We start from the raw sequence: 24,725 nt of genomic DNA on the forward strand, positions 1-24,725 counted from the left end.
GGCGCCGGCGGCGCGGTCAGCGCCGGGGCAGGCCGGCGGCGAAGGCGGCCACCCGGGCGGCCAGCGGTGCCGCGGCGCGGACCCAGGTGAAGTGGTCCAGCGGGGCGCCGGCCTCGGCCACCGAGTAGCGGTGCCGGGTGAGCGGCGCGGCGGTGAGCTTGCCGCAGAGGTGGTCCAGCGTCTCGTGCGGGGTGTACTGGTCGTCGTCGACGCTGATCGCGAGGACCGGGGTGCGGATCCGGCCGACGGCGGCCTCGGTGTCGACCCCGTCGAGCACCGGGAACCGGCCGGTCCGCGCGGTGTGCGCCCAGTCCCGGATCACGCCGCGCGCCTGCCGGCCGCCGAACCCCCAGCCGGGCCAGACGCCGAGCAGCCGGGCGACCGCGGCGATCCCCTGGGTGTACGGCAGCACGCCCCAGCCGCGCAGCCCCGGGTACCGGCGCCACCAGGGGATGCCGACCGCCACCAGGGCCAGCCCGTCCACCCGCTCGGCGTCGTGCAGCGCCTGGTGCAGCACCGCGACCTGGCCGCCGAGGGAGTGCCCGAGCAGCACCCGGGTCCGTCCGTCGAGCCGGGGCTTGAGCGCGTCCAGCACCGCGCCGATGTCGGCGGCCAGCTCGGCGTAGCCGTACCGGCAGGTGCGGGCGGGCGCGGGGGTGCTCTCGCCGGTGCCGCGCAGGTCCACCACGACGACGGCGAGCCCGGCGTCGCGCAGCGCGGCGGCGAACGGCCGGTAGTAGCGGGCCCGGACACCCATCGCCGGCCAGATCACCACCACCGGGGCGTCGGTGACGCCGTCCGGCTCGGGGTAGTGCTGCACGCCGAGGCGTGCCCCGTCGACGTCCACGAACTCCTGGGTGTACTCCGCGCTCACCGGCCCAGCGTACGACGCGAAGCTACCGACGGGTAGCAAAGGGTGCCCCGGCCGGCGGCCGCCGGCCGGGGCGAGGTCGCCGCGCTCCCGCCGGTACGGCAGCGGCGACCGCCGGATCGGGTGCGCGTCGAGGGTCGTCGAGGTGGGTCGTCAGGCGACTGCCGCCGCGGGGCGGGCCACCGTGGCGACGGTGGCGTAGACCGCGCCGAGCTGCTCCGCGCACCGCTTCCACGAGTACCGGCTGCGGATCCGGTCCAGCGCGGCCGTGGCGTACGTGAACCGGCGTACCTTGTCGGCGAGCAGCCGCCGGATGGTGGTACCCAGCGTGCGCGGGTCGCGCGGCGGCACCAGGTCACCCGTCAGGCCATCGACGACGGTGTCGGTGATGCCACCGACGTCGGTGCCGACCACCGGTACCCCGCAGGCCATCCCCTCCAGCGGGGTCAGCCCGAACGGCTCGTACCACGGGGCGGTGACCAGCACGTCCGTCGAGCGGTACCAGGCGGCAAGGTCCTCCCGCGGCACGCCACCGACCAGCTTGACCCGGTCGGCCACGCCGCACGCGTCGGCCAGCGCGCGCAGCCGGCGGGCGAAGGAGTCGGCCGGCAGCAGCTCGGCCGCCGGACCACCGACCACCACGCACTCGGCGTCCGGCACCGCGGGCAGCGCCCGGACCACGTCGAGGAAGCCCTTGCGTTCCACCATCCGCCCGACGGTGAGGATCCGTGGCCGGGCCGGGTCACGCGGCGCGACGGGTCCGTCGGGGCAGAACACCGACTGGTTGACGCCGGCGGGGACCAGCGCCATCCGGGACCGGGGCACCCCCATCCGGACCAGCTCGGCGACTTCGTCCTCGCACTGCACGACGACCCGGTCGACGGCCCTGCCGAGCGCCCGCTCGTAACCGACCCGGCCCGGCGGGCTGGTGTCCCGCGCGCCCAGGTGGCGCCGCTTGACCGAGCCGAGCGCGTGGTACGTCAGCACCGTCGGCACCCCGGTCCGGCGGCCGGCGTGCACGGTGGCCAACCCGCTGAGCCAGAAGTGCGCGTGCGCGACGTCCGGGGTCCAGTCACCGTGCCGCCAGGTGTCGGCCAGCCAGCTACCGAACTCGCCCATGTACGGCAGCAGGTCGTCCTTGGGCACCCGCTTCGCGGGGCCCGCCGGCACGTGGCACACCTGGTAGCCGTCCGGGGTGGAGACCGCGTCGGGCAGGACGGTGGAATCGCGGCGGGTGTAGACGCGCACGTCGTGCCCCTCGCCGACCAGGGCGGCGGCGAGCTCCGCCACGTGGGTGTGCTGACCGCCGGTGTCCTCCTCGCCGAGGACGGCGATCGGGCTGGCGTGCTCCGAGATCATCGCGATGCGCATGTTTCCCCCTCCGTCAGCTGGACCAGTTGCCGGGGGCGGAAGAAGTAAACATCAACCTCCGGCCCGGGCGGCCGGCGACCGCCCCGGAGATCATCGACTGCTCCGGAATCCCGCAGTCCGGTGTGGAGATTCCCGGTCGGGACCAAAGCCCCTGGTCGACGGCGGGGGAAGCGACGAAGCTGGGCAAAGAGGTGCAGGCGGATACCGTTCATCGCCGCGCGCCCCGTCGAACCCGGAGGTGCCCCGTGTCCCCGTCCTCACTCTCCGCGCTCACCGAGGAGCAGCTCGTGCTCGCCCGCGCCACCGACAGCGGCCGGAGTGCGCGGACGGTGCACGGCGGGCCGACCAGCTCGTTGCGGCAGACCCTGATCGCCCTGGTCGCGGGGCACGCCCTGGCCGAGCACGCCAGCCCCGGCGAGGCCACCCTCCAGGTGCTGCGCGGTCGGATCCGGCTGGTCGCCCAGGACCAGGCCTGGCCGGCGACGACCGGCGACCTGCTGGTGATCCCGGACGCCCGGCACGCGCTGCACGCCGAGGAGGACTCGGTGGTGCTGCTCACCATCGCCCGCTGACGCGCCCCACTCCCGTCCCGCCGCCCGTCCGGGGTCCCGGGTCGGGCGACGATGCCCGACCCGGGACCCGGAACGCGTGCGGGGGAGGCGGGTGGTCAGTCGCGCAGCATGCCCGGGCCGAACACCTCGTACGCGATCCGCTCGGTCGGTACGCCCCGGCGCAGCAGCCCGCCGCGGACCAGCGCCATGAACGGCACCGGCCCGCACAGGTGCACGTACGTGTCGGGGCGGACCGGGATCAGCTCCGGGTCGACCAGGCCGGAGGAGACCTCGGCCTTCAGCCCGGCCAGCTCGGCGTCGGCGGCGTCCTCGTACCAGAGGCGTACCGACAGCCGGGGCAGCCGCTCCTGGAGCGCGGGCAGTTCGTGGCGCAGGGCGTGCGCGGCGCCGGCCCGGTCGGCGTGCACCAGCTCGACCGGGCGCTCGGGCGCGGTGGCGGCCAGGTGCTCCAGCGCCGCCATCGCCGGGGTGAGGCCGATGCCGGCGCTGACCAGCAGCAGCGGTCCGCTGTCCCCGATGGCGTTCACCTCGCCGAAGGGCGGGCTGAGCCGGAGGGTGTCGCCGACCGACACCCGCTCGTGCAGGAAGGTCGAGACCATGCCGTCGGGCGCGCCGTCGACGCCGCGTACCCGCTTCACCGTGATCCGCCAGGACGCGGCGCCGGGGCGGCCGGAGAGGCTGTACTGCCGGATCTGCTGGCCCCGACCGCCGTCGAGGTCGACGGCGACCGAGACGTACTGCCCCGGGGTGAAGTCCGGCGCGGCGCCGCCGTCGGCCGGGACCAGGGTGAACGAGACCACGTCCCGGGTCTCCGCGGTCCGCTCCGCCACCCGCCACGAGCGCCACACCGAGCCGTCCTCGGGCACTCCGGCGACGGTGTAGAGGCGGGCCTCCCGGGCGATCAGCTCGCAGGCCAGCAGCCAGTAGACCTCGTCCCACGCGGTCGCCACCTCGGGCGTGACGGCGTCGCCGAGCACCTCGCCGACCGCGCCGAGCAGGTGCCGGCCGACGATCGTGTACTGGGTGGCGGTGATGCCGAGCGAGGCGTGCTTGTGCGCGATCCGGTCCAGGATCGGGCCCCACGGCATGCTGCTCCCGCCGGTCAGGTGCTCGGCGTACGCGACGACCGCGGCGGCGAGCGCCGCCTTCTGCTGTCCGGTCGCCTGGTTGCCCCGGTTGAAGATGTCCAGCAGTTCCGGGTGGGCGTCGAACATCCGCCGGTAGAAGCGGCCGGTGATCGCCTCACCGTGGGCCTGCACCGCGGGCAGGGTCGCGGCCACCACTGCCGCCGAGGATTCTGAGAGCACGACTTACTCCTTGAGGCGTCGAACGGGTCGTCACCACTGAACAGGAATCTCAAATGCCTCTTCAGGGTCGAAGGTCCCGGATCGACGGTTGCCAGGATCACACGAAGAAACCGGACCTTTGGCCTGTTTCGCGCGGTGGGACCTCTCGCTAGGGTCGGTGGTGTGAAGCTCAACCGCTCGACGGACATGGCACTTCGGATCGCCATGCTCACCGCCGCCTCCGAGACCCGGACGACGGTGGACGAGCTCGCCGCTGCGCTGTCGCTGCCCCGCAGCCACGTGGCCAAGGTCGTACAGCGGCTCCAACGGCTCGGCGTGCTGGTCACCATCCGGGGCCGCTCCGGCGGGGTGGCGTTCGCCGAGAAGGCCGGTGAGCTGACCGTGGGCCAGGTGCTCCGGGCCTTCGAGGGGGACGACGAGGTGGTCAACTGCGAGCAGCCGGCCTGCCCGCTGCTGGGCGGCTGCCGGCTGCGCCGCGAGCTGCGCCGGGCCCAGGCCGCGTTCCTCGCCGTGCTCGACGAGGTGCGCCTCGGCGACCTGGTGTCCGGGTCCGCCGGTCCGCTGCTGCTCAGCCTCGGCGCGACGGCGTCGCAGCCCTGAGCCGGGAGACGCCGATGGGGATGTCGCATCCGATCTTCGCCCGGGTCTTCACCCGGGCCAGCGTGGCGATGGACCGGGCCGGCGCGGCCGAGCACCGGCACCGCCTGGTGGCCGGGCTGCGCGGCCGGGTGGTCGAGGTGGGGGCCGGCAACGGCCGGATGTTCGCGCACTACCCACCGGCGGTGACCGGCGTGCTGGCGGTGGAGCCGGAGCCGCGGCTGCGTGCCGCCGGGGTCGCGGCGGCCGCTGACGCGCCGGTCCCGGTGACCGTGGCGGCCGGTGTCGCCGACGCGCTGCCGGTCGACGACGCCACCGTCGACGCGGTGGTCTTCTCCCTGGTGCTTTGCTCGGTCCCCGACCAGGCGGCGGCGCTGCGCGAGGCGCGCCGCGTGCTGCGGCCCGACGGTCAGCTCCGCTTCTACGAGCACGTCGCGGCGCAGACGCCCGGGCTGCGGCGGGCGCAACGCTGGGCCGACGCGACGCTCTGGCCGTTCTTCTGCGCCGGCTGCCACACCGGGCGGGACACCGTCGGGGCGATCCGCGCGGCCGGCTTCACGGTGGTCGAGCTGGACCAGTTCCGCTTCCCGCCGTCGGGCCTCCCCGCCCCGGCCTCCCCGCACGTGCTCGGCGCGGCCGTCCTGGACACGCCCGCCCGCTGACCGACCGCCGACCGCGTCCGGGTCCGCCACCCGAGGCGGGGCGGGCCCGGACGCGGTCGCGCTCAGCTCACCGTGATCGTGCCGTCCGGTGCCCTGACGCAGGCGACCGCCCGAGCGGTGGTCGCCGCCGCGCCGGTGAGGCAGCGTCCGAGCACCTGGTGGCCGGCCGCGCTCGGGTGCCACGACTCCTGGCAGGTCTGGAAGTACGTGCCGCAGGTGTTGGCGATCCGCTGGATGTCGAGCTTGTCGTAGCCGGAGAGGCTGGTCACGAAGGTGCCGCTCGGACCGTCCATCAGCCGGATCGGGGTGGCCAGCGCGTTCGTCGGGCTGCCCGCCGACTCGCAGAGCCGCGCGCCGTCGAAGGCCCGCTGCACGTTCAGGTAGACCAGGTCGGCGTTCGGGAACTCGGCGGAGAGCGTGGTCCGCACCGAGTTCACCATGGTGCCGAGGCCCTGCGAGAAACGCTGGCCCGGAGCGAGGCTGGCCCGGTGGATCGGGCAGCCGGCCGCGTACCGCTCGGCGCCGAGGGCGCGGAACTTGTCCCGGGTGTCGTCCCGGTCGTCCTCGGTCCAGTAGCTCTGGTCCAGCTCGTACGGCAGCGGGTTGGTGTAGTCCTGGAACACCACCCGGTGCTGGCCGTCGGCGTCGACCTGGTCGAGGGTGGTCAGCAGTTGGCGGACGGCGGCCGTGGTCTCGGCGGTGGCGGCGCTGAACTGGGCCGCGGTGGCCAGGTCGGCGTCCGTGCAGGGCTCCTGCTCCACCGGCCCGCCGAGGTACGCCCAGAACTCCCACCAGCCCGTCCAGGCGTCGGCGATGAACCGGTTGGCGCACTTCTCCGCGACGCTGCCGAAGGTGAACGAGCTGTTGTTCGAGCCCAGGCCGACCAGCACCAGGTCGATGTCGTGGGTCTGCGCGACCGCGCGCAGCTGGTCGAGCTGGGCGGCGACCTGCCGGCCCTTGGCGCGGGTGGCCGAGGCGTTGGCGATGTCGTACGGCTGCCCGCCGGAGCAGGCCAGGTTGTAGCGGGCCGAGATGCCGGGAAGGTCGGCCCGGAACAGCGAGGCGTTCGGCGTCCGGTGGCAGAAGTAGGCGTTGTCGTTCGGCGCCGACCAGCCGGGGAAGGACCGGGCCACCCCGGTGACGTCGACCACCGGGGCGTACCCGCCGGCTCCCTCGCCACTGATGAAGCTGTCGCCGAGGGCGACAGCGGCGGTGGGCAGGGCGGCGGTGGCGGGCCCGGCGGGGGCCACCGCGGCCGACAGGCCCGCCGCGGCGACGGCCAGTGCCGCCGCGAGCGCGGTACGACGGAACAGGGACATCCGCGACCTTCCCCTCATCCACGCATCGAAATGCGAAAGATCCTCTGAGGAGGCGATCAGATCACGGGCGTGTGACGGGCGTCAATGGCCGGACACCAGCCGGACATGACGGGTGCTTCCTGCCCCGGGGTCCGGTTCGGCGCGCCCCGGGAAGACAACCGCGGGTCGGGTCGTTGTCCCGCACTGACCCCGGCTCGCCCCGCCGCCGGGTCGACCCGGCCCCGGTCGGCGCGCCACCGGACGCCGTACCGCACCGGGTGCCACAGCTCTGTCGGAGTGCCGGGCTAGGCTCGCTCCGGCGCGCCGCGCGTGGCGATCGAGCCGGTGAGCGGCACCACACCGCCGAGACCTGGGAGTACGACCAGTTGACCGCACAGCCTGAGGCCCTCTACGGGGCCGACGACCTGACCCACCTGGAGGGCCTCGACGCCGTCCGCAAGCGCCCCGGCATGTACATCGGCTCCACCGACAGCCGTGGCGTGGGTCACCTCGTCAACGAGATCCTCGACAACTCCACCGACGAAGGGGTCGGCGGCCACGCCACCAGGGTCGAGGTGATCCTGCACGCCGACGGCTCGGTGCAGGTCGACGACGACGGTCGCGGCATCCCCACCGACGTGCACGCCAAGTCCGGCATCTCCGGCGTCGAGCTGGTGCTCACCCGGCTGCACGCCGGCGGCAAGTTCGGCGGCTCGGGCTACAAGACCTCCGGCGGCCTGCACGGCGTCGGCGCCTCCGCGGTCAACGCGCTCTCCCGCCGCTTCGACGTCACGGTCCGCCGCGGCGGCAAGGTGCACGCCATGTCGTTCCGGCACGGCGTGCCGGGCGTCTTCGACGGCGACGGCCCGGACGCGCCGTTCACCCCGGGGCCCGGCCTGCAGATCGTCGGCGCGATGAAGCGCGGCCAGCGCACCGGCACCTCGATCCGCTGGTGGCACGACCCGCGCTACTTCGAGACCGGTGCGCGGCTGGACACCGACGCGGTCCGGCTCAAGCTGCGCAACACCGCCTTCCTGGTGCCGGGCGTGGCGTACACGCTGCGCGACGAGACCGGTGAGCAGGCCGTCGAGGAGAAGTTCCACTTCCCGAACGGCCTCACCGACATGGTGGAGTTCCTCGCCCCGGCCGGCGACCGGGCCGTCTCCGGCACCCTGCTGGTCACCGGCGAGGGCACCTACCGGGAGAACGCCGCCGACGCCAACGGCGTGATGCAGTCCAACGTGCAGCGTCGGGCCGAGGTCGAGATCGCCTTCCGCTGGGGCACCGGCTACGAGCGCACCGTCGAGTGCTTCACCAACACCATCCGCAACGCCCACGGCGGCACCCACCGCAAGGGCTTCGAGCGGGCCCTGGCGCGGACCCTCGCCGAGGCCGCCCGCAGCACCCGTGGCCTGCTGCGGCCCAAGGAGGACGCGCCCACCCTGGACGACGTCCTGGAGGGCATGACGGCGGTGGTGCACGTCCGCATCCCGGAGCCGCAGTTCACCTCGCAGACCAAGGACGAGCTCTCCACCGCCGGCATCACCAAGGTGCTCCAGGGCCTGGTCGAGGCGCACCTCAAGGCCTGGCTGGAGGACCGCCGCACCAAGGCCGAGGCGCGTACCGTGCTGCAGAAGATCGTCGACGCGGCCCGGGTCCGGCTCACCCAGAAGCAGCAGAAGGACGCCGCCCGGCGCAAGACCGCCCTGGAGGGCGCGTCGATGCCGGCGAAGCTGGTCGACTGCCGGGCCACCGGAATTGACAGAAGTGAATTGTTCATCGTCGAGGGCGACAGCGCCCTCGGTACAGGGCGCCTGGCGCGCTCCTCTGAGTACCAGGCGCTGCTGCCGATCCGCGGCAAGATCCTCAACGTGCAGAAGGCGAACCTCCAGCAGGTGCTGGACAACGCCGAGTGCGCGGCGATCGTGCAGGTGCTCGGCGCGGGCTCGGGGCGTACCTTCGACCTCTCCGCGCTGCGCTACGGCCGGGTGCTGATCATGGCCGACGCGGACGTGGACGGCGCGCACATCCGTACCCTGCTGATCACGCTCTTCGCCCGGTACATGCGACCGCTGATCGAGGCGGGCCGGCTCTACGCGGCGATGCCGCCCCTGCACAAGATCACCACGAAGGGGCGCAACCCGCAGACCATCTACACCTACACCCAGGCCGAGATGGAGGCCACGGTCCGCAAGCTGGAGAAGGCCGGCAAGCAGATCGTCACCCCCATTCCCCGGTTCAAGGGTCTCGGTGAGATGGACGCCGAGGAGCTGTGGGAGACCACCATGAACCCGGCGACCCGGGCGGTCCGCCGGATCACCCTCGACGACGTCGAGGACGCCGAGCGGATCCTCGAACTGCTGATGGGGGAGAAGGTCGAGCCCCGCCGCAACTGGCTCATCTCGTCGGCCGACCGGGTCGACCGCGACGCCATCGACGCCTGACCACCGGGTTCTTCGAAGGGACAGCTGAACCATGGCACGCCGCAAGGACGACCGCGCCAAGGCGGACCTCTCCGCCTTCGACCAGGCCGGCGCCCGGGTCTTCGACAACCCGCTGGTCACCGAGGTCTCCGACTCCTACCTGGAGTACGCCTTCTCGGTGATCCACTCCCGGGCCCTGCCCGACGCGCGGGACGGGCTCAAGCCGGTGCACCGGCGCATCCTCTGGTCGATGTACGAGTCCGGGCACCGCCCCGACCGCGGGCACGTGAAGTCGGCGCGGGTCGTCGGTGACGTGATGGGTAAGTACCACCCGCACGGCGACACCGCGATCTATGACGCGATGGTCCGGCTCGCCCAGGACTTCTCGCTCAACACGCCACTGATCGACGGGCACGGAAACTTCGGCAGCCCGGACGACGGCCCGGCCGCGGCGAGGTACTGCGTCACTGGCGACACGCGTATCCGTCTTGCTGACGGCAGCAGTCCGCGTATCGGTGATCTGGTGAACCTCCCGGCGGACAGTGAGGCGGAGGCCGACTTCGAGGTCCTGGACAAGGACGGCAAGGCGGTCCGGGTCAACAAGGTGTTCAACTCTGGCCTGCACCCGACGATCCGTGTCACGACCGAGACGGGCTTCTCGCTACGCGGCAGCGAGAACCACCTGGTGCTCTGTCTGGAGGCACCGATGGGTGTTCCGGTCTTCCAGTGGCGGCGGCTGGATGAGGTTGGCCCCGGCACCGTGGTCTGCGTCGCGAGGAATGCCTGGACCCAGGTCATCCCCACTGCCCGGGAGTACATGCTGGGCGTCGTCGGCGGCGCCTGGGTGTCGGAGGGGCACGCGAACGACTCCCGGGCCGGATTCAGCAACACCGACGAGCACTTCTTCGGCGAGGTGCTGCACGCCTACGACCAGATCGTCGGTGGCCGGCGTTACGTCACGGAGCGGCAGACCCGCCGGGACCGCAAGCCCATCCAGGAGTTGGATGTTCAGGACTATGCCGGCGGCATGGACGCATTCCGGGCGAGTCCGTTGGCCGAACTCATCGGCCACCAGGCGAGGGACAAGTTCGTACCCGAGTTCGTCTGGAAGGGTGGCTGGGGCGTCAAGCGCGCCTTCCTGATGGCACTCTTCGAGGGCGACGGAGGGGTGCGGGTCGCCAACGGCAGCTTCACCATCCAGTACACCAGTTACAGCGAGCGTCTCACCCGGGAAGTCCAGGAGCTGCTCGCCGAGTTCGGCGTCATCGCCTGCCGTCGTCAGTACACCCGCCCCAGCGGCTCGGTAGAGCATCGTCTCGTGGTCTCGGGCCTGCGGAACATCAAGGCATTCGCCACCCGGGTGGGCTTCCTCCGCACCAAGCAGGCGGTCTTGACCGATGTGCTGGGCCACTCGCCGCTGCGACCGCACCGACTGAGCCAGGACCACGTTCCGTTTGTCGCCGACTATGTGCGGACGGCTCTCGAGTTCGACCGTCGCGGCAGCGGGCGCAAGTGGCTGACTCAGCACAACTTCGACCGGGTCGAACGGTGGGAGACCGAGCGGCTGCGCATCATCGACCGGATCAAGGACGAAGAAGTTCTGGCGACGATCCTGCCGGTGATGGACTCCGGATATCGGTTCGAGCGGATCGCTGAGGTGACGTCGGACGAGCCGGCCGAGGTCTACTCGGTACGGGTTGAGTCCGCCGACCACTCCTTCCTGGCGGGCGGCTTCGTCAACCACAACACCGAGGCGCGGATGTCGCGGGAGGCGATGCTGCTCGTCGGTGAGCTGGGCGAGGACACCGTCGACCTGGAGCCCAACTACGACGGCTCGCTCATGCAGCCCACCGTGCTGCCGGCGGCCTTCCCCAACCTGCTGGTCAACGGCGCGTCCGGGATCGCGGTCGGGATGGCCACCAACATGATCCCGCACAACCTGGGCGAGGTGGTCCAGGCCGCCCGCTGGCTGATCAACCACCCGGACGCCACGCTGGACAAGCTGATGGAGTTCGTGCCCGGCCCCGACCTGCCCACCGGCGGGCTGCTGCTCGGCCTCGACGAGGTCCGGCGGGCGTACGAGACCGGGCGCGGCGTGGTGCGCATGCGCGCCCGGGTGGAGACCGGCCCGCTGGAGGGCAGCCGGGGCCGGCAGGCCATCACCGTCACCGAGCTGCCCTACGGGGTGGGTGCCGAGAAGGTCATCGCGGCGATCACCAACGAGGTCAACAAGACCAAGCGCCTGGTCGGCATCGCCGACGTCAAGGACCTCACCGACCGGGAGAACGGCACCCGGCTGGTGATCGAGTGCAAGGTCGGCGTCAACCCGCAGGTGCTGCTGGCCGACCTCTACCGGCTCACCCCGCTGGAGCAGTCCTTCGGCGTGAACAACCTGGTCCTGGTGGACGGCCAGCCGCAGACCCTGGGGCTCAAGCAGCTGCTGGAGGTCTTCCTCGCCCACCGGTACGAGGTGGTGACCCGGCGCAGCGCGTACCGCAAGCGCAAGCGGGAGGAACGGCTGCACCTGGTCGACGGCCTGCTGATCGCCCTGCTCGACATCGACAAGGTGGTCAGGCTGATCCGGGCCAGCGAGGACGCCCAGGCCGCCAAGGACGGCCTGATGCAGAAGTTCAAGCTCTCCGAGATCCAGGCGACCTACATCCTGGACACTCCGCTGCGCCGGCTGACGAAGTACGACCGGCTGGAGCTGGAGGCCGAGCAGGAGAAGCTGCGCGGCGAGATCGCCGAGCTGGCCAAGATCCTCGACGACGAGAAGGTGCTGCGCAAGCTGGTCTCCGACGAGCTGGGCGCGGTGGTGAAGCAGTTCGGCGCCGAGCGGCGGACCACCCTGGTCGACGGCGACCTCAAGGAGGTGCTGGCCGCCTCGGTGCCGGCCGGGCCGCTGGAGGTGGCCGACGACCCCTGCCAGGTGATCCTCTCCGCGACCGGGTTGGTGGCCCGCACCGCGGCCGAGTCGGAGGAGGCGGCCGAGGCGCGGCGACGCAGCGGACGGGTCAAGCACGACGCGGTCCGCGCGGTGGTGCACTCCACCGCCCGGGGCCGGGTGCTGCTGGTGACCAGCGCCGGCCGGGCCTTCAAGATCGACGTACTGCCGCTGCCGGTGCTGCCCGAGCAGTCCGGCACGGTGTCGCTGCGCGGTGGCATGTCCGCCGCCGAGCTGGTGCCGCTGGAGGCGGGGGAGACGGTCGTCGGGCTGGCCCCGCTCGGCCCGCCCGCCGAGGGCTCACCCGGGCTGGCGCTGGGCACCCGGCAGGGCGTGGTGAAGGTCTGCGCGCCCGACTGGCCGGTGCGCTCCGACGAGTTCGAGGTGATCTCGCTGCGCGACGGCGACGAGGTGGTCGGGGCGACCTGGCTCCGTGACGGGCAGGAGACCCTGGCGTTCGTCTCCTCCGAGGCGTCGCTGCTGCGCTTCCCGGCGTCCCTGGTCCGGCCGCAGGGCATCAAGGGTGGCGGCATGGCCGGCATCAACCTGCCGGGCGAGGCCCGGGTGGTCTTCTTCGGCGCGGTACGCACCGACGACCCGGGTCACGGTGAGCCGATGGTGGTCACCTCCACCGACGCCACCGTGAAGGTGACGCCGTTCAAGGCGTACCCGGCGAAGGGGCGGGCGACCGGCGGGGTGCGCGCCCAGCGGTTCCTCAAGGGCGAGACGGACCTGACGGTGGCCTGGATCGGCCCGCGGCCGGTCGGCGCGACCGCCACCGGCGACCCGGTGGAGCTGCCCCCGGCGGATCCGCGCCGGGACGGCTCCGGCTTCGCGGTCATGCTCGGCCCGACGGTCGTCGGCCACCAGATCGACCGCGACTGACCTGTTCACCGAAGGGCTGGCGGCGTATGCCGCCGGCCCTTCGCGCATCCCGCCCTCCCTCCCACGCCCACCCCACCCTGGCCCGCCTCTCGGCCCTCCCCGGTGATCAGGGAGTGTGCGTCAGGAATCCGCCGTGGGCTGACGCACATTCCTTGATCACCGGCGCCACGCGGCTGAGGGCGCGCGGGTCGGCGGCGGGCGGGAGGTGGGTCAGAGTTCGGGTTCGGGGGCGGGGCGGGTCTCGGCGGTCGTGCCGCGGAGGTGGGCGATCAGGCGCATGCCGTGGTAGATCACCAGGGCGGCGGCGGTGCCCAGGGCGATGCCGTTGAAGGAGAGGTCGCCGGCGGTCACCGTGTAGTTGGCCGCCCCCACGATCACCGCGACCGCGGCGGTCATCAGGTTCACCGGGTCGTGGAAGTCCACCCGGTTCTCGATCCAGATCCGCGCGCCGAGGATCGCGATCAGCCCGTAGAGGGCGGTGGTCGCGCCGCCGAGCACCCCGGCTGGCACGGTGAGGATCAGCGCGCCGAACTTCGGGCTCAGCCCGAGCAGCACCGCCGCCACGCCGGCCACCCAGTACGCGGCCGTCGAGTAGACCCGGGTCGCCGCCATCACGCCGATGTTCTCCGCGTACGTGGTGGTGCCGGAGCCGCCGCCCGAGCCGGCCAGCACGGTGGCCAGGCCGTCACCGAGGAACGCCCGCCCCATCAGCCGGTCGAGGTTGCGTCCGGTCATCGCGGCGACCGCCTTGACGTGCCCGGCGTTCTCCGCGATCAGCACCAGGATCACCGGGATGACCAGCACCACCGCGCGCAGGCTGAAACTGGGCGCGTGGAACTGCGGCAGCCCCACCCAGGCGGCCTCCCTCAGCCCGGTCACCGCGTTCTGGTCGAGCTGCCCGAGCAGCGCGGCGAGCACCCAGCCGACCACCACCCCGAGCAGGATGGACAGGCGGGCCAGGAAGCCGCGGAAGAGCACGGTGGCGACCAGGATCGCGGCCAGGGTGACCACCGCGACCAGCGGCTGCGCCTTCACCCCGGTGCCGCTACCGCCGCCGTCCCAGGCCACCGGCGCCAGGTTGAGCCCGATCAGGGCGACGATCGCGCCGGTCACCACGGGTGGCATCAGCGCGTCGATCCAGCGGGAGCCGGCCAGCTGCACCACGACCCCGACCAGCGCCAGCACCGCGCCGGCCACCAAAATGCCGCCGAGCGCCGCGCCGATGCCGCCGCCCGTCTTGGCGGCCAGCACCGGGGCGATGAAGGCGAACGACGAGCCCAGGTACGAGGGCAGCCGGTTGCCGGTGATCAGCAGGAAGAGCAGGGTGCCCAGCCCGGAGAAGAAGAGCGTGGTGGCCGGCGGGAAACCGGTGATCAGCGGCACGGTGAAGGTGGCGCCGAACATCGCCACCACGTGCTGCACGCCGACGCCGACCGTACGCGGCCAGGAGAGCCGCTCGGCCGGGTGCACCACGTCGCCGGGGCGGACGGTGCGGCCGTCGCCGTGCAGGGTCCACGGGGACCAGCGGGATCGTGCCGGGGTGGGGGACTGGGTCATGCTGCGCCCTTCGCGTCGTCAGGTGACGGGGGCGAGACCACCCTGGGAGTCGTTTCTAGCACGGCACCGGTCAGGAGCCGGTGAGCGCCTCCGCGGTGTCCTGTTCCCGCTGCGGGGTGCGCGGGCGGACCAGCGCCGGCGCGGCGTGGGCCGGGCGCAGCGTGAGCAGGCTGCCCACCAGGCCGGAGAAGAGCACCACCACGCCCAGCGCCACGGCCGTCGCCGACGGCAGCACCACCCGCAGCGTGGTGTGCGGGTCGAGGTCGTCGAAGCCGACCCCGCCCCAGTGCCAGAACGCCCCCACGGTGCCGACCGTGCCGGCGGCGAGCAGCAGCAGGCCGATCGTCACGCTGGTCTCCAGACGCAGGAAGCGGATCCACCGGTCGGCGCTGCGCTGGGGCACCAGCCGCTCCTGCCGGCCGTAGATCTCGGCCAGCCCGCCGAAGATCGCGAGCTGCGCCCCGACCAGCACCATCAGGCAGGCGTACACCAGGGTGTTGACGTCCAGTTCGACGGCGCCCAGGGTGAGCGGCCCGGGGGTGAGCGCGCCCACCCCGACCAGGCCGAGCAGGGCGATCACGGCCCCCGGCCAGACCAGCGTCTTGCGCGGCGCGAACACCAGCAGGAACCGCAGGTGCCGCCAGCCGTCGCGCCAGGTGCGCAGGTGCGGCGGCCGGGAGCGGCCGTCGGGGGCGAGGGTGGTCGGCACCTCGACGATGTCGTAGCCGGCCAGCGCGGCGCGGACCACCAGCTCCGAGGCGAACTCCATGCCGGGCATGCAGAGCCCCAGCGCCCGGATGCGGGCGGCGTTGAAGCCGCGCATGCCGCAGTGGAAGTCGCCCACCGCGCGCAGCCCGAACAGCTGGCGGCCCAGCCAGCTCAGCACCGGGTTGCCCAGGTAGCGGTGCAGCGGTGGCATCGCGCCCTCGGCGATACCGCCGCGGAACCGGTTACCCATCACCACGTCGTGTCCGGCGCGCAGCGCCTCGACGAAGGGGCCCAGGTCCGACAGCGCGTACGAGTCGTCGGCGTCGGCCATGATGACGTACCGGCCGCGGGCCTGGGCGATGCCGTGCAGCAGGGCGCCCCCGTAGCCACGGATCGGGGCGTGCACCACCCGGGCCCCGGCCCGCTCGGCGAGTTCCTGCGAGCCGTCGGTGGAGCCGTTGTCGGAGACCAGCACCTCGCCGGTCACCCCGCACTCGGCCAGCGAGCGCAGCGCCTTGCGGACGCAGACCTCGAGCGTCTCCGCCTCGTTGAGGCACGGCAGCAGCACCGTGACCTCGATCTCCGGTTCGGTCGTCATCGTTCCCCGTTGCTTCCGGTGAGAGTGGGTGCCAGTGGAGCCGGCTGCGGCTCGTCGTCGTCGACGGCCGGCGCGGGTCGGTCGGTGGGGGTGGCGCGCAGCCGCTGCCAGCCGGCCGCCGCCGCGATCGGCAGGAACGCCAGCGCCGGCAGGCCGTAGCGGTAGTCGAACATCGAGGTGGCGACGGAGAAGATCATGATCCCCATGCCGATGGCGGCGAAACCGAGGGCGAGCAGGCTCAGCCGCAGCCGGCCGCGCCGGGGCCAGAGCGCGCCGGTCAGCGCGAGCAGCGTCATCGCGGTCACCGCCAGCGGCGGCGTGGTGCCGTACCGGCCGTAGCCGTGCAGGAACTCTGCCGCCGCGTTCGGCGGCGACGCCTGCGAGGGGGCCGGTTGCGAGTCGTAGTGCGGGTCCGCGAGCCGGGGCGTGCAGTCCCGGTCGGCCGCCCAGTCGGCCGGCGCGAGTGGCGGCACCCACCACTGGGCCAGGCAGGTCTCCTTCGGACCCAGTCGCTGGGCCCAGAAGTACCGGCTGGTGTCGGCGGCCACCCTGGCCAGGTAGTCGCCGGTCTGCTGGCGGATCACCGCCCGGGCGAACGCGTCCAGGTCCTCCGGGCGCTTCGCGTCGACGATCGGGCTGTCCTTGTTCCAGATGAACCAGTCGGGCCGTTCCGGCCGCTGGTCGACGGGCTGCCGGGGACAGAGCCGGCGGAGGTCGGGCGAGAGGTCGAGCCGGTCGCAGTCGGCGATCTGCGCGGTGCGGCCGTAGAGGAACCGGCCGCCTCCGACGCCGTACGCGTTGGGGGCCGAGCCGACGGTGACGAGCACCGCGCCCCAGAGGGCCAGGATGCCGAGCAGATACGCCACCGGGGCCCGCCAGCCGCGCCACGGCAGCAGTAGCAGGAGCAGCAGGACGCCGACCGCCACCACACCGGTCGGCCGGGTCAACACGCCGACCGCGACGGCCAGCCCCGCGACGAACCCGGCGACCGGCCCGGGGCGCTCCTTCCAGGCCAGCACCAGCGCCGCCCCCGCCAGCGCGGCGGTGAAGAGCGTCTCGGTGAGCAGGTACTGCTCGAGGGTGAGCTGCCGGGCGTCGAGCACGACCGGGGCGGCGGCCAGGGTCGCCACCCAGTCGGAGCCGCCGAGGCGGCGGCGGACCAGCAGGTAGATGGCGACGCCGAGGGCCAGCCCGGCGAGGTGCTGCACGGCGACCAGCGAGGTGAAGCTGCCGGTCCACTCGAACGCCTTGATCAGCCACGGGTAGAGCCCACGGGTGCTCAGTGCCGGCCAGATCTGCGCATGCCGCACATACACGCCGGAGTCGCCGGAGAACCAGAGCGCCGGCGGATAGGCCACCGTCATCGCCACCCGCAGCCCGGCACCCAGCGCGAGCAGGACGAGCAGGCCGAGATGGCGGCGGGCCCGGGTCGCGAGCCCGGGCCGGTCTCCGGACGCGGACGGACCTGGCCATCGATCAGGCACGATGATCCCCCGATTACGTGCAGCGACTAGGGCGGGGCAAAGCTAGCACGGCCACTGGTCGATGAGATGCCCCAAAACGCCTGCGGCGTTAACACTCTGTTACCGATTGGGCATGCAGCGGCCGACGGCGGGTCAGGCCACCCCGGCCGGCCGGAACTGGACGCTGACCCGGGGCCCCACCGCGCGGGCGGTCTTGGGCACCGCGTGTTCCCAGGTCCGCTGGCAGGAGCCGCCCATCACCACCAGGTCGCCGTGCCCGAGCGGGAAGCGCAGGCTCTCGCCCCCGCCACCCCGGGGGCGCAGCAGCAGGGCGCGCGGTGAGCCGAAGGAGACGATCGCCACCATGGTGTCGACGTGCGCCGAGCGGCCCAGCGTGTCGCCGTGCCAGGCGACACTGTCGCGCCCCGAGCGGTAGAGGCACATCCCGGCGGTGACGAAGGGCTCGCCCAGCTCCGGCGCGTAGTAGGCGGTCAGGGCCGCGCGGGCGGCGTCGAGCACCGGGTGGGGCAGCGGCCGGCCGGCACCGTACCAGCAGAGCAGCCGGGGGACGTCCACCTCGGCGTCGTACATGGTGCGCCGCTCGGCCCGCCAGGGGACCTCGCGCAGCAGCGTCTCGAAGACCTCGTCGGAGCCGGTCACCCAGCCGGGCAGGTGGTCGACCCAGGCGCCCCGGCTCAGCGGGTGCCGACGCAGCCGCCCGGCGAGCGGGCCCAGCGTCGGGGTGCCGGCGAGGTCGAGCATCGACGGCTGGTAGGCGGCCCCGGTCATCCGCCCACCCTACCCGCCGGGTTGGCACAGGTGTACGACCGGTCGGTCTTGTCGCCCGCCGGTCACCTGCCGCACACGTCGTGGTCGCCCGGTGTCGCCCCGGCCGCCCTAGCGTGAGGCGCCGCCGCCCGGCCCCGGCCGGCGTACCCGAGGAGACGATCCGTGCCGACCCCCACCCGCGTGCCGGTGGCCGCCCGCCCGCCGGTCGACCCGACCCCGCCCGGGTCACGCCGGCCGGCCCGTCGGCTCCCGGCCGCCGCGCTCTGGCTCGCCGCCGCCTGGCTGGTGCCCCTGCTCGCGTACGCCGTGGGCGTCTCCGCCGTGCTGCCGCCGCTGCTGCTGGCGCTGACCGCGGGGCTGCTGCGCGCCGGTCGTACGCTGCTGGACCGGCTGGTGCTCGCCACCGCCCTGCTGCTCGGCGCGACCTGCGCCGCCGGCCTGCTCTTCTCGGTCTGGCCCTGGGGGCTGCACCCGGTCCCGGTGGCCGGCACCGCCGGCACCGTCCTGCTCGGCGTCGCGCTGGTCACCGGCCGGCGACCCCGCTGGCCCCGGCCCGGCGTGACGGACCTGCCCCCGGTGCTGGCCGCGGTGCTCGGCGCGCTGGCGCTGGGTTGGCCGTACCTGCGGGCGGGCGACCTCGCCGGCCGGTTGGCGTACGCGATGGTCGGCGAGGACAACAGCCGGCACCTGGCCACGGTGGAGGGGATCCGCGCGGTCGGCGGCTACCTGTTCACCGACCCGCAGGGCGCGGCGCGCATCGCCCCGGAGTCGATGACCTGGTATCCGCAGGGCTTCCACCTGGTCGCCGCGCTGCTGGACACCTTCCTGCGCGCGTCGACCACGCCGGCCGACCCGCTCGACGCGCTGGACCACTACCTCGGCTGGGCGCTGGCCGCGTACGCGCTGCTGGTCCTGGCCCTGGTCTGGGCCGCGACCCGGCTCGCCGGCCGGCAGCTCGACGTGACCCGGACCTGGGCGGTGGCCGGCGTGGTGACGGCGCTCTGCCTCGGCTCGGAGCTGGCCCGGTTCGTGGCCTACGGCTACCCGGGCGAGACCCTCGGCCTGGCGCTGGTGACGCTGCTGGTGGCGGTGCTCTGCCGGCCGGTGGCCGGCACGGGCACCCAGCTCTGCCTGATCGGCGCGCTCTGCGTCGGGGTCGGCTTCGCGTACCTGATGTTCCTGCCGGTGGTCGGGGTGCTGGTGGCGGCCTGGCTGGTGGCGCAGCGCCGGAAGGTGCTGCGCCGGCCGTGGGTGCTGGCCGGGGTGGCGCTGCTGGTGGTGCCGCTGGCCCCGCTGACCAGCGTCGGCGGGCTGCTCCGGACCCGCCAGTTGGACAACGTGGCCAGCGGCGGCGTGATCGATCCCCGCTACGACGCCTTCCTGGCGCTGACCGCGCTGGTCGGGGTCGGCCTGCTCGCCGGCGGTCTGCGCCTGCCGGTGTGGCGGCGGTACGCGGCCACCATGGGCATCGCGCTGCTCTTCGTGCTCGGCGTCCGGGTCTGGTTCCGGGTGCTGGGCGCACCGCCGGCCTACTACTACGGCAAGACCCTGCACCTGCTGCTCGCGGTGCTGGTGGTGGGCATCGGCGCGCTGGCGCTGCTGCTGCCCCCGCCCTGGACGAGGAGCGGCCGGCGGCCGGGCCCGGCGGCCCGCGCCCTGGTGGCGGCGGCCGTGGTGGTGGCCGCGACCGGCGTGGCGGGGCTGCCCCGAGGCGCCGGGATCTTCGCCCAGCCGCTCGGAGCGCGCACCAGCACCTGGGCGTCGGCGTGGTGGTCGGGGCGGCTGGCCCGGCCCGGCGCGGCGGACCTGACCGCCCGGGCGCTCGTGCAGAGCCGCCCCGAACCCGGTACGGCCGTGGTGGTGGCCAGCGGGCAGCGCCGGCTCGGCTACCTGTGCAGCCTCTTCGTCGCCACCCTCCAGGGCACCGCGGGGGCGTCCGGACGGGCGTACTACTACCTGCCGCTGGCCGAGCCGGCCCGCTCGCCGGCCGTGGTGGCGGCCTTCCCCGGCCGGATCGTCTTCCTCGCCGCCGACGACCGCGCCGAGGCGTCCGTGCGGCAGTTGCTCGCCGACCACCCCGACCTGCGCTCCCGGGTACGCCTGGAGCGGTTGCGCTGACCACCACAGCCCTCGCCCCTGCCTTCCCCGCGCTGCGGTCAAGATCCCCGCGACGTCGGGGAAGTGGTGGCCTCAGCGCGCCCGGGAAGCAGCACTTTCCGGGAAGTCGCGCAACCCGGGGTCAGCGGGGGGTGGGGGTGGGGAGGAGGGCGAGCACCGCGTCGGCGACCCGGGTCGGGCCCGCGCCGTCCACCGCGGACCAGGCGCGGGTGGCGAGGGCGGCCCGTCGGTCGGGGGAGGCGAGCAGGGCGCGCAGCGTCCGGACCGCGGCGGCGCGGGCGGCCTGTCCGGGCGGCCCGGCCGCGACCAGCGCCGGCAGCTCGCCCACCCCGGCGGTCACTCCCGCGCGCACCACCCGGTGGTACGACTCGCGCTGGTTGTCCACCACGCAGACCAGCGCGGCGGGCGCGCCGAGGCAGCAGAGTTCCCAGGTGGAGGTGCCGGCGGCGGAGACCACCAGGTCCGCCCCGGTGATCAGGTCGGGCAGCGCGCCGGTGGGCGGCACCGGCCGCAGCGTCTGCCCCCGGCCGGGGCGCAGCGTGGCCAGCTCCGCCGCCAGCTCCTCCCGGGCGACCACCACGGTCAGCTCCATCGGCTGCCCGGTGGCGAGCAGCAGGCGGGCCAGCGGCGGGGCCGCCCCGAACGCGTCGGTGCCACCGAAGAAGGCGAGCACCCGGGGGCGGGCCACCGGGTGGGGCGGGCGCGGGGCGGCCGGCCGCCGGTTGCGGACCTCGCGGCGCAGCAGCGCGTACCGGGTGCCGGCGAGCAGCCGGCCGGCGGGCGCGACGGTGTCGGCGCCGAGGTTCTGGTCCAGGTAGCGGTCGGCGTCCTGGCCCCGGGTGTCGCCGTCCACCACGGCCAGGGTGACCACCCCGGCGGCCCGCAGCGCACCCGCACCGTCCGGATCCAGGTCGTACGAGTCGAGGACCATCACGTCCAGTCGGTGCGCGCGGGCCGCCGCGACCAGCCCGGCCGGGGTGTCCGGGCCGGGCTGGCGGCCGATGCCCCGGTCGGCGAGCTGCCGGGCGGCCCAGTCCACGCCGTCGACCTCGCCGAACAGCTCCACCCGGGCGCCCCGGGCGAGGAACTCCTCGGCGAGGGCGAGGCAGCGGACCAGGTGACCGACCCCGCGCCGGGGTCCCGCGTCGCAGCGCAGGCCGATCCGCGCGGTCACCGCTCCTCCAGCCGCTTCTGGCGTACGTCGGCGTTCAGGGCGCGCAGGTCGGGCCGGTCGTGCAGCCAGTCGGCGAGCTTCGCCAGCGGCACGCTCACGTCGCCGAAGTGCGCGGTGACCGCCCGCACCAGCGCCCAGTCCCGTTCGGTGTCCAGGGTGAGCCGCAGGTCCGAGCGGTCCGGCGTGAGGGTCACCCCGAGCACCCGGAACAGCTCCGGGTGGGTGTACGCGTACGAGGTGACGTGCACCCGGTGGTGGTCGGTGGCGATCCGGTGCAGGGTGCGCAGCGCCCCCGCGTCGATGATCTCGACGTCCAGGCCCCGGGGCAGCGTACGGGCGATCGAGGTGCTGACGTAGTCGAGCCCCGGGACGGCCCGCCACACGTCGGCGACCAACCGGATGATCTCCGGATCGAGCAGCGGGCAGTCGGCGGTGAACCGGGCCACCGCGTCCCCCGGATGGGCGTCGAGCGCCCCGACGAAGCGGTCGAGCACGTCGTCGACCGGCCCCCGGTGGCACGGCACGTCGAGCCGGGCGCACTCGGCGACCACCGCGTCGTCGGCCGGGTCCGTGCTGGTCGCGACCACCAGGTCGGCGAGGACGCCGCTGTCCCGGGCGGCCCGGACCACCCGGCCGAGGACGCTGCGGCCGGCGAGCGGGCGCAGCACCTTGCCCGGCAGTCGGGAGGAGCCCATCCGGGCCTGCACGATGCCGACCAGCCGGGTCACTGCTGCTCCTCCCGGACCACCCGGCGGCGCAGCGCCGCGCGCAGCCGCCGCGTGACTCCCCGCGCCGCCCGCTTGGCCCACCGGGCCGGGGTGATGACGAGCCGTCCCACCCGGTAGCTGACCGACCCGCTGAGCAGGTTGATCATGGCGTCGGCCCGGCGCAACGCGCGCTCCCGCGAGGTGAGCAGGTCCTCGGTCCAGCCGAGCACCGCGCGCAGCCGGCCCAGCTCCTCGCGCTGGCGCAGCCACGCCTCGTGCAGCTGCTGCCAGCTCTGCGGCCCGGGCGGGGGCGACGTCGGTTCGAGGGCGCCCAGCTCACCGGCGAGCTTCAGCCGGCCCTTCGCGTCCAGACCGCGCAGGGCGGCCACCACGGCCGCCTCGGTCTCCACCGCCGCCGCCACGGTGGCCCGGTCCAGCTCCCGCCCGGCCAGCCCGCCGAGGACCACGGTCAGGCCGGCCAGGTCGAGGGTGGACGGCCAGGGGTGGGCGTACCCGCCGGTGAGCAGGACGGTGGCGAACCGCCACAGCGCCCGGGCCAGCGCCACGTCCACCCCGAGCGCCTCGGTGACCTGCCAGCTCGGGTCGAGCACCGCGAACCCGTCGCCGGCCCGCACCACGTTGTCCACCCCGGCCAGGGCCGGCGCGCCGGCCAGCCGGCCGTCGACCGCGTGCCCGTCGAGCCAGTCGGCGTAGCCGGTGAGCAGCCCGCGCAACGTCGCCAGGTCCCGGCGCAGGCAGGCGTCCAGCAGCAGCGAGCGCAGCAGCCGGCCCCGGGGGACCGGCCCGGTCAGCGCCGCCGGGTCCCGGTGCGCGACGGTACGGCTGGCGTACGGGCCGGGGGCCGGCTCGGCGCGGGCTGGCGGGTCGGTGACCCGCCAGTGCCAACCCCGGCCGGCGTCGACCACCTCGACCACCCCGGCGTCGGGGGGCCCGGTCCGGGCCAGCAGCACCGGCAGGTCGCGCCGCTCCGGGCCCGCGACGGCGTCGCGCCGGGCCAGCACCACCCAGGCGGGGGCGAGCGATCCGGCCAGCCCGGCGTGCAGCGCGTCGACCGCGAGGCGGGACGGGTCCTGCAGCACCGGGCGGTCGGCGAACCCGCCGGCGCAGGCGCCGTGCAGCACGGCGTCGAGCAGCCCGGCGGAGGTCTCCCGGTCCAGCGTGTCCGTGGCGACCAGCGCGGAGACGGCGTCCGGGTACGGGTACCCGGCGAAGTCGGCGTCCGGGGTGAGGCCGGCGGCGCGCAGCCGCGCCCGCAGCTGCGCCAGGTTCGCCGGGTGCCCGGCGTCCAGCACGCCCCCGATCGTCCACGCCGCGTCGGCGCGGTCGGCGTACCAGGGCGGGACGTCGACGATCCGGTGCAGGCCGACCGGGTTGTCCAGGCGCAGCAGCAGGGTGCCGCCCGGGCGCAGCACGCCGACCAGCCTCGCCAGCATCCCGTCCCAGCCGAGCGGGGTGCCCTCGACGGACTCCACCCGGTCCAGCCCGGCGGCGGCGACCACCACGTCGTACGTCTCGCCGGCCGGCAGCCCCGCGGGCCCGCCGACGATCACCCGGACCGCGCGCGTACCGGCCAGGTCGGCCAGCGCCACCCCGTCGAGGTGGCTGCGCAGCAGGCAGGTCACCTCGGCGTGCGCGAGCCGGTCGAGGAAGGCGGGCTCGTGCGGCCCGGCCAGCAGCACGCGGGCGCCGGCCGGCACCACCCGGGCGGCGAGCGCCGCCAGCGGGCCCCCACCGGCCGGCGCGTCGGTACGCAGGTCGGACCAGGCCAGCATCTCGCCGCCGGGCAGCGTGATCCGGTGGGCCCGGGCAGTGTCAGTCGTCAACGTCGGTCTCCTGGAGGTGCGCCCAGCCGAGCAGTTCGCGCAGCTCGGCGGGGGCGCAGCGGTGGTCGGTGCCCAGTTCGGCGCGGGCTGTCGCGACGGCGGTGGGCAGGTGCACCGACTCGCCGTGCAGCTCGGGCCACTGCCGGCGGATCCGGGCGGTGCCGCCGAAGGTGGGGTCCTCGTCGGCGAGCACCATCGGGTCGCCGTACACGGCCGGCTCGCAGCCGGCGGCGATGCCGTAGAAGATGGCGCTGGTCAGCCGGTTGGAGGCGACCCGCTTGTGCCGGCGCAGCTCGGTGAGCTGCTTGTCGAGGAAGAGCGGGTCGGTGTCGCGCCACCAGTGCCCGCGGTAGCCGTGGCAGATCACCCGGAAGCCGGCCTTCTCGTAGAGGCGGCGGACCCGGCGCATGCCGTACTCGTGCCAGTAGAGGCAGACCGTCACCGGCCCCGGCTCGGTGTCCCGGATCCGGGCGATCAGCTCCCGGTGGTCGCCCTTGACGTGCTGCCCCTCCCAGCCGTGGAACGGGTACCAGATGGTCCCCTCCCGCTCCACCGGCTCGGGTTCCGTCGGCCGCAGCGCCAGCAGGTACGCGAAGGGCGCGCCGATCACCACCACGTTGCGCCGGCCCACCGCCCAGGCCCGGCGGCGGGTCTGCTCCGACCAGAGCAGGCTCGGGGTCCGCTCGGCGTACGGGTGGCCGGGCGCGAGCCCGTCGCCGATGTTCCAGCCGTGCTGGAGGTACCCGTTGATCCGGGGCGGGTGCCGGTCGCCCAGCCCGCAGTAGCGGGCCAGCACGTGCGCGTGGCCGTAGAAGTGGTTCGCGTGATGCATCGGGG

At 74.3% G+C, this 24,725-nt stretch carries 17 protein-coding genes and 3 pseudogenes; 8 read left to right on the forward strand and 12 right to left on the reverse strand.

The window, feature by feature from the left end; genetic code table 11:
* Positions 1–16: 16 nt before the first annotated feature.
* Both GA0070611_RS01120 and GA0070611_RS01125 read right to left on the reverse strand, forming a co-directional pair.
* The gene (locus GA0070611_RS01120) at positions 17–874 is read right to left on the reverse strand and encodes an alpha/beta hydrolase family protein (RefSeq protein WP_091655915.1); all 858 of its coding nucleotides are present in this window, start codon (positions 872–874) and stop codon (positions 17–19) included.
* A 150-nt stretch (positions 875–1,024) separates the two neighbouring features.
* Positions 1,025–2,242 carry a glycosyltransferase gene (locus GA0070611_RS01125; protein WP_091655917.1) on the reverse strand — a complete coding sequence of 406 codons (1,218 nt, stop codon included), beginning with the start codon at positions 2,240–2,242 and terminating at the stop codon, positions 1,025–1,027.
* A gap of 245 nt (positions 2,243–2,487) precedes the next feature.
* Here GA0070611_RS01125 and GA0070611_RS01130 point away from each other — a divergent pair, with 245 nt between their 5' ends.
* Positions 2,488–2,814, forward strand: a complete 327-nt coding sequence (locus tag GA0070611_RS01130) for a cupin domain-containing protein (protein WP_091655919.1) — start codon at positions 2,488–2,490, stop codon at positions 2,812–2,814.
* A 95-nt stretch (positions 2,815–2,909) separates the two neighbouring features.
* Here the strand turns inward: GA0070611_RS01130 and GA0070611_RS01135 are convergent, their stop codons facing one another.
* Positions 2,910–4,121, reverse strand: a complete 1,212-nt coding sequence (locus tag GA0070611_RS01135) for a globin domain-containing protein (protein WP_231921290.1) — start codon at positions 4,119–4,121, stop codon at positions 2,910–2,912.
* A 162-nt stretch (positions 4,122–4,283) separates the two neighbouring features.
* Here GA0070611_RS01135 and GA0070611_RS01140 point away from each other — a divergent pair, with 162 nt between their 5' ends.
* Together GA0070611_RS01140 and GA0070611_RS01145 are read left to right on the forward strand one after the other, a co-directional pair.
* Positions 4,284–4,721 (forward strand): RrF2 family transcriptional regulator, encoded by a 438-nt coding sequence (locus GA0070611_RS01140; protein ID WP_091655922.1) that lies wholly within the window; start codon positions 4,284–4,286, stop codon positions 4,719–4,721.
* 14 nt (positions 4,722–4,735) lie between these two features.
* On the forward strand, positions 4,736–5,380 hold the full coding sequence (locus GA0070611_RS01145) for a class I SAM-dependent methyltransferase (protein WP_091655924.1): 645 nt from the start codon (positions 4,736–4,738) through the stop codon (positions 5,378–5,380).
* 62 nt (positions 5,381–5,442) lie between these two features.
* Here the strand turns inward: GA0070611_RS01145 and GA0070611_RS01150 are convergent, their stop codons facing one another.
* Positions 5,443–6,699, reverse strand: a complete 1,257-nt coding sequence (locus GA0070611_RS01150; RefSeq protein ID WP_091655925.1) for an SGNH/GDSL hydrolase family protein — start codon at positions 6,697–6,699, stop codon at positions 5,443–5,445.
* Positions 6,700–7,064: 365 nt separating this feature from the next.
* On the opposite strand from GA0070611_RS01150, the gene GA0070611_RS01155 reads away from it, so the two are divergent.
* The 4 genes and pseudogenes from GA0070611_RS01155 to GA0070611_RS32355 all read left to right on the forward strand — a co-directional run.
* A complete protein-coding gene (locus GA0070611_RS01155) occupies positions 7,065–9,122 on the forward strand; it encodes a DNA gyrase/topoisomerase IV subunit B (RefSeq protein WP_091655927.1) in 2,058 nt (685 codons plus the stop codon).
* Positions 9,123–9,153: 31 nt separating this feature from the next.
* Positions 9,154–9,780: pseudogene (locus GA0070611_RS32345) on the forward strand (DNA gyrase subunit A); the annotation flags it as partial.
* Between the two features lie 27 nt (positions 9,781–9,807).
* Positions 9,808–10,455: pseudogene (locus tag GA0070611_RS32350) on the forward strand (LAGLIDADG family homing endonuclease); the annotation flags it as partial.
* Between the two features lie 393 nt (positions 10,456–10,848).
* Positions 10,849–12,930: pseudogene (locus tag GA0070611_RS32355) on the forward strand (DNA gyrase subunit A); the annotation flags it as partial.
* 210 nt (positions 12,931–13,140) lie between these two features.
* Here the strand turns inward: GA0070611_RS32355 and GA0070611_RS01165 are convergent.
* From GA0070611_RS01165 to GA0070611_RS01180, 4 genes are all read right to left on the reverse strand, one after another.
* Positions 13,141–14,487 (reverse strand): uracil-xanthine permease family protein, encoded by a 1,347-nt coding sequence (locus GA0070611_RS01165; protein WP_091655930.1) that lies wholly within the window; start codon positions 14,485–14,487, stop codon positions 13,141–13,143.
* Between the two features lie 70 nt (positions 14,488–14,557).
* On the reverse strand, positions 14,558–15,793 hold the full coding sequence (locus GA0070611_RS01170) for a glycosyltransferase family 2 protein (protein ID WP_091655932.1): 1,236 nt from the start codon (positions 15,791–15,793) through the stop codon (positions 14,558–14,560).
* Complete coding sequence (locus GA0070611_RS01175; protein ID WP_091655933.1) at positions 15,790–17,277, reverse strand: glycosyltransferase family protein; 1,488 nt, start codon at positions 17,275–17,277, stop codon at positions 15,790–15,792. The genes GA0070611_RS01170 and GA0070611_RS01175 overlap by 4 nt, the downstream gene beginning before the upstream one ends.
* 132 nt (positions 17,278–17,409) lie before the next feature.
* Positions 17,410–18,045 (reverse strand): alpha-ketoglutarate-dependent dioxygenase AlkB, encoded by a 636-nt coding sequence (locus tag GA0070611_RS01180; protein ID WP_091655935.1) that lies wholly within the window; start codon positions 18,043–18,045, stop codon positions 17,410–17,412.
* Between the two features lie 162 nt (positions 18,046–18,207).
* On the opposite strand from GA0070611_RS01180, the gene GA0070611_RS01185 reads away from it, so the two are divergent.
* Positions 18,208–20,163 carry a hypothetical protein gene (locus GA0070611_RS01185; protein ID WP_091655936.1) on the forward strand — a complete coding sequence of 652 codons (1,956 nt, stop codon included), beginning with the start codon at positions 18,208–18,210 and terminating at the stop codon, positions 20,161–20,163.
* Positions 20,164–20,284: 121 nt separating this feature from the next.
* Here GA0070611_RS01185 and GA0070611_RS01190 read toward each other — a convergent pair whose 3' ends face one another.
* The 4 genes from GA0070611_RS01190 to GA0070611_RS01205 are packed head-to-tail and all read right to left on the reverse strand — an operon-like array spanning position 20,285 to position 24,720.
* Positions 20,285–21,337: a PseG/SpsG family protein gene (locus GA0070611_RS01190; RefSeq protein ID WP_091655938.1), complete on the reverse strand. Its 1,053-nt coding sequence runs from the start codon at positions 21,335–21,337 to the stop codon at positions 20,285–20,287.
* The gene (locus GA0070611_RS01195) at positions 21,334–22,065 is read right to left on the reverse strand and encodes a cytidylyltransferase domain-containing protein (RefSeq protein ID WP_091655940.1); all 732 of its coding nucleotides are present in this window, start codon (positions 22,063–22,065) and stop codon (positions 21,334–21,336) included. Before GA0070611_RS01195 ends, GA0070611_RS01190 begins: the two co-directional genes overlap by 4 nt.
* Positions 22,062–23,888, reverse strand: a complete 1,827-nt coding sequence (locus GA0070611_RS01200) for a methyltransferase domain-containing protein (protein WP_091655941.1) — start codon at positions 23,886–23,888, stop codon at positions 22,062–22,064. The genes GA0070611_RS01195 and GA0070611_RS01200 overlap by 4 nt, the downstream gene beginning before the upstream one ends.
* Entirely contained in the window at positions 23,878–24,720 is an 843-nt protein-coding gene (locus GA0070611_RS01205) for a hypothetical protein (RefSeq protein WP_091655943.1), read from the reverse strand. The genes GA0070611_RS01200 and GA0070611_RS01205 overlap by 11 nt, the downstream gene beginning before the upstream one ends.
* Between the last annotated feature and the right edge of the window lie 5 nt (positions 24,721–24,725).

The sequence above is a fragment of the Micromonospora auratinigra genome, assembly GCF_900089595.1.
In the GTDB taxonomy this organism is placed as follows: Bacteria; Actinomycetota; Actinomycetes; order Mycobacteriales; family Micromonosporaceae; genus Micromonospora; species Micromonospora auratinigra.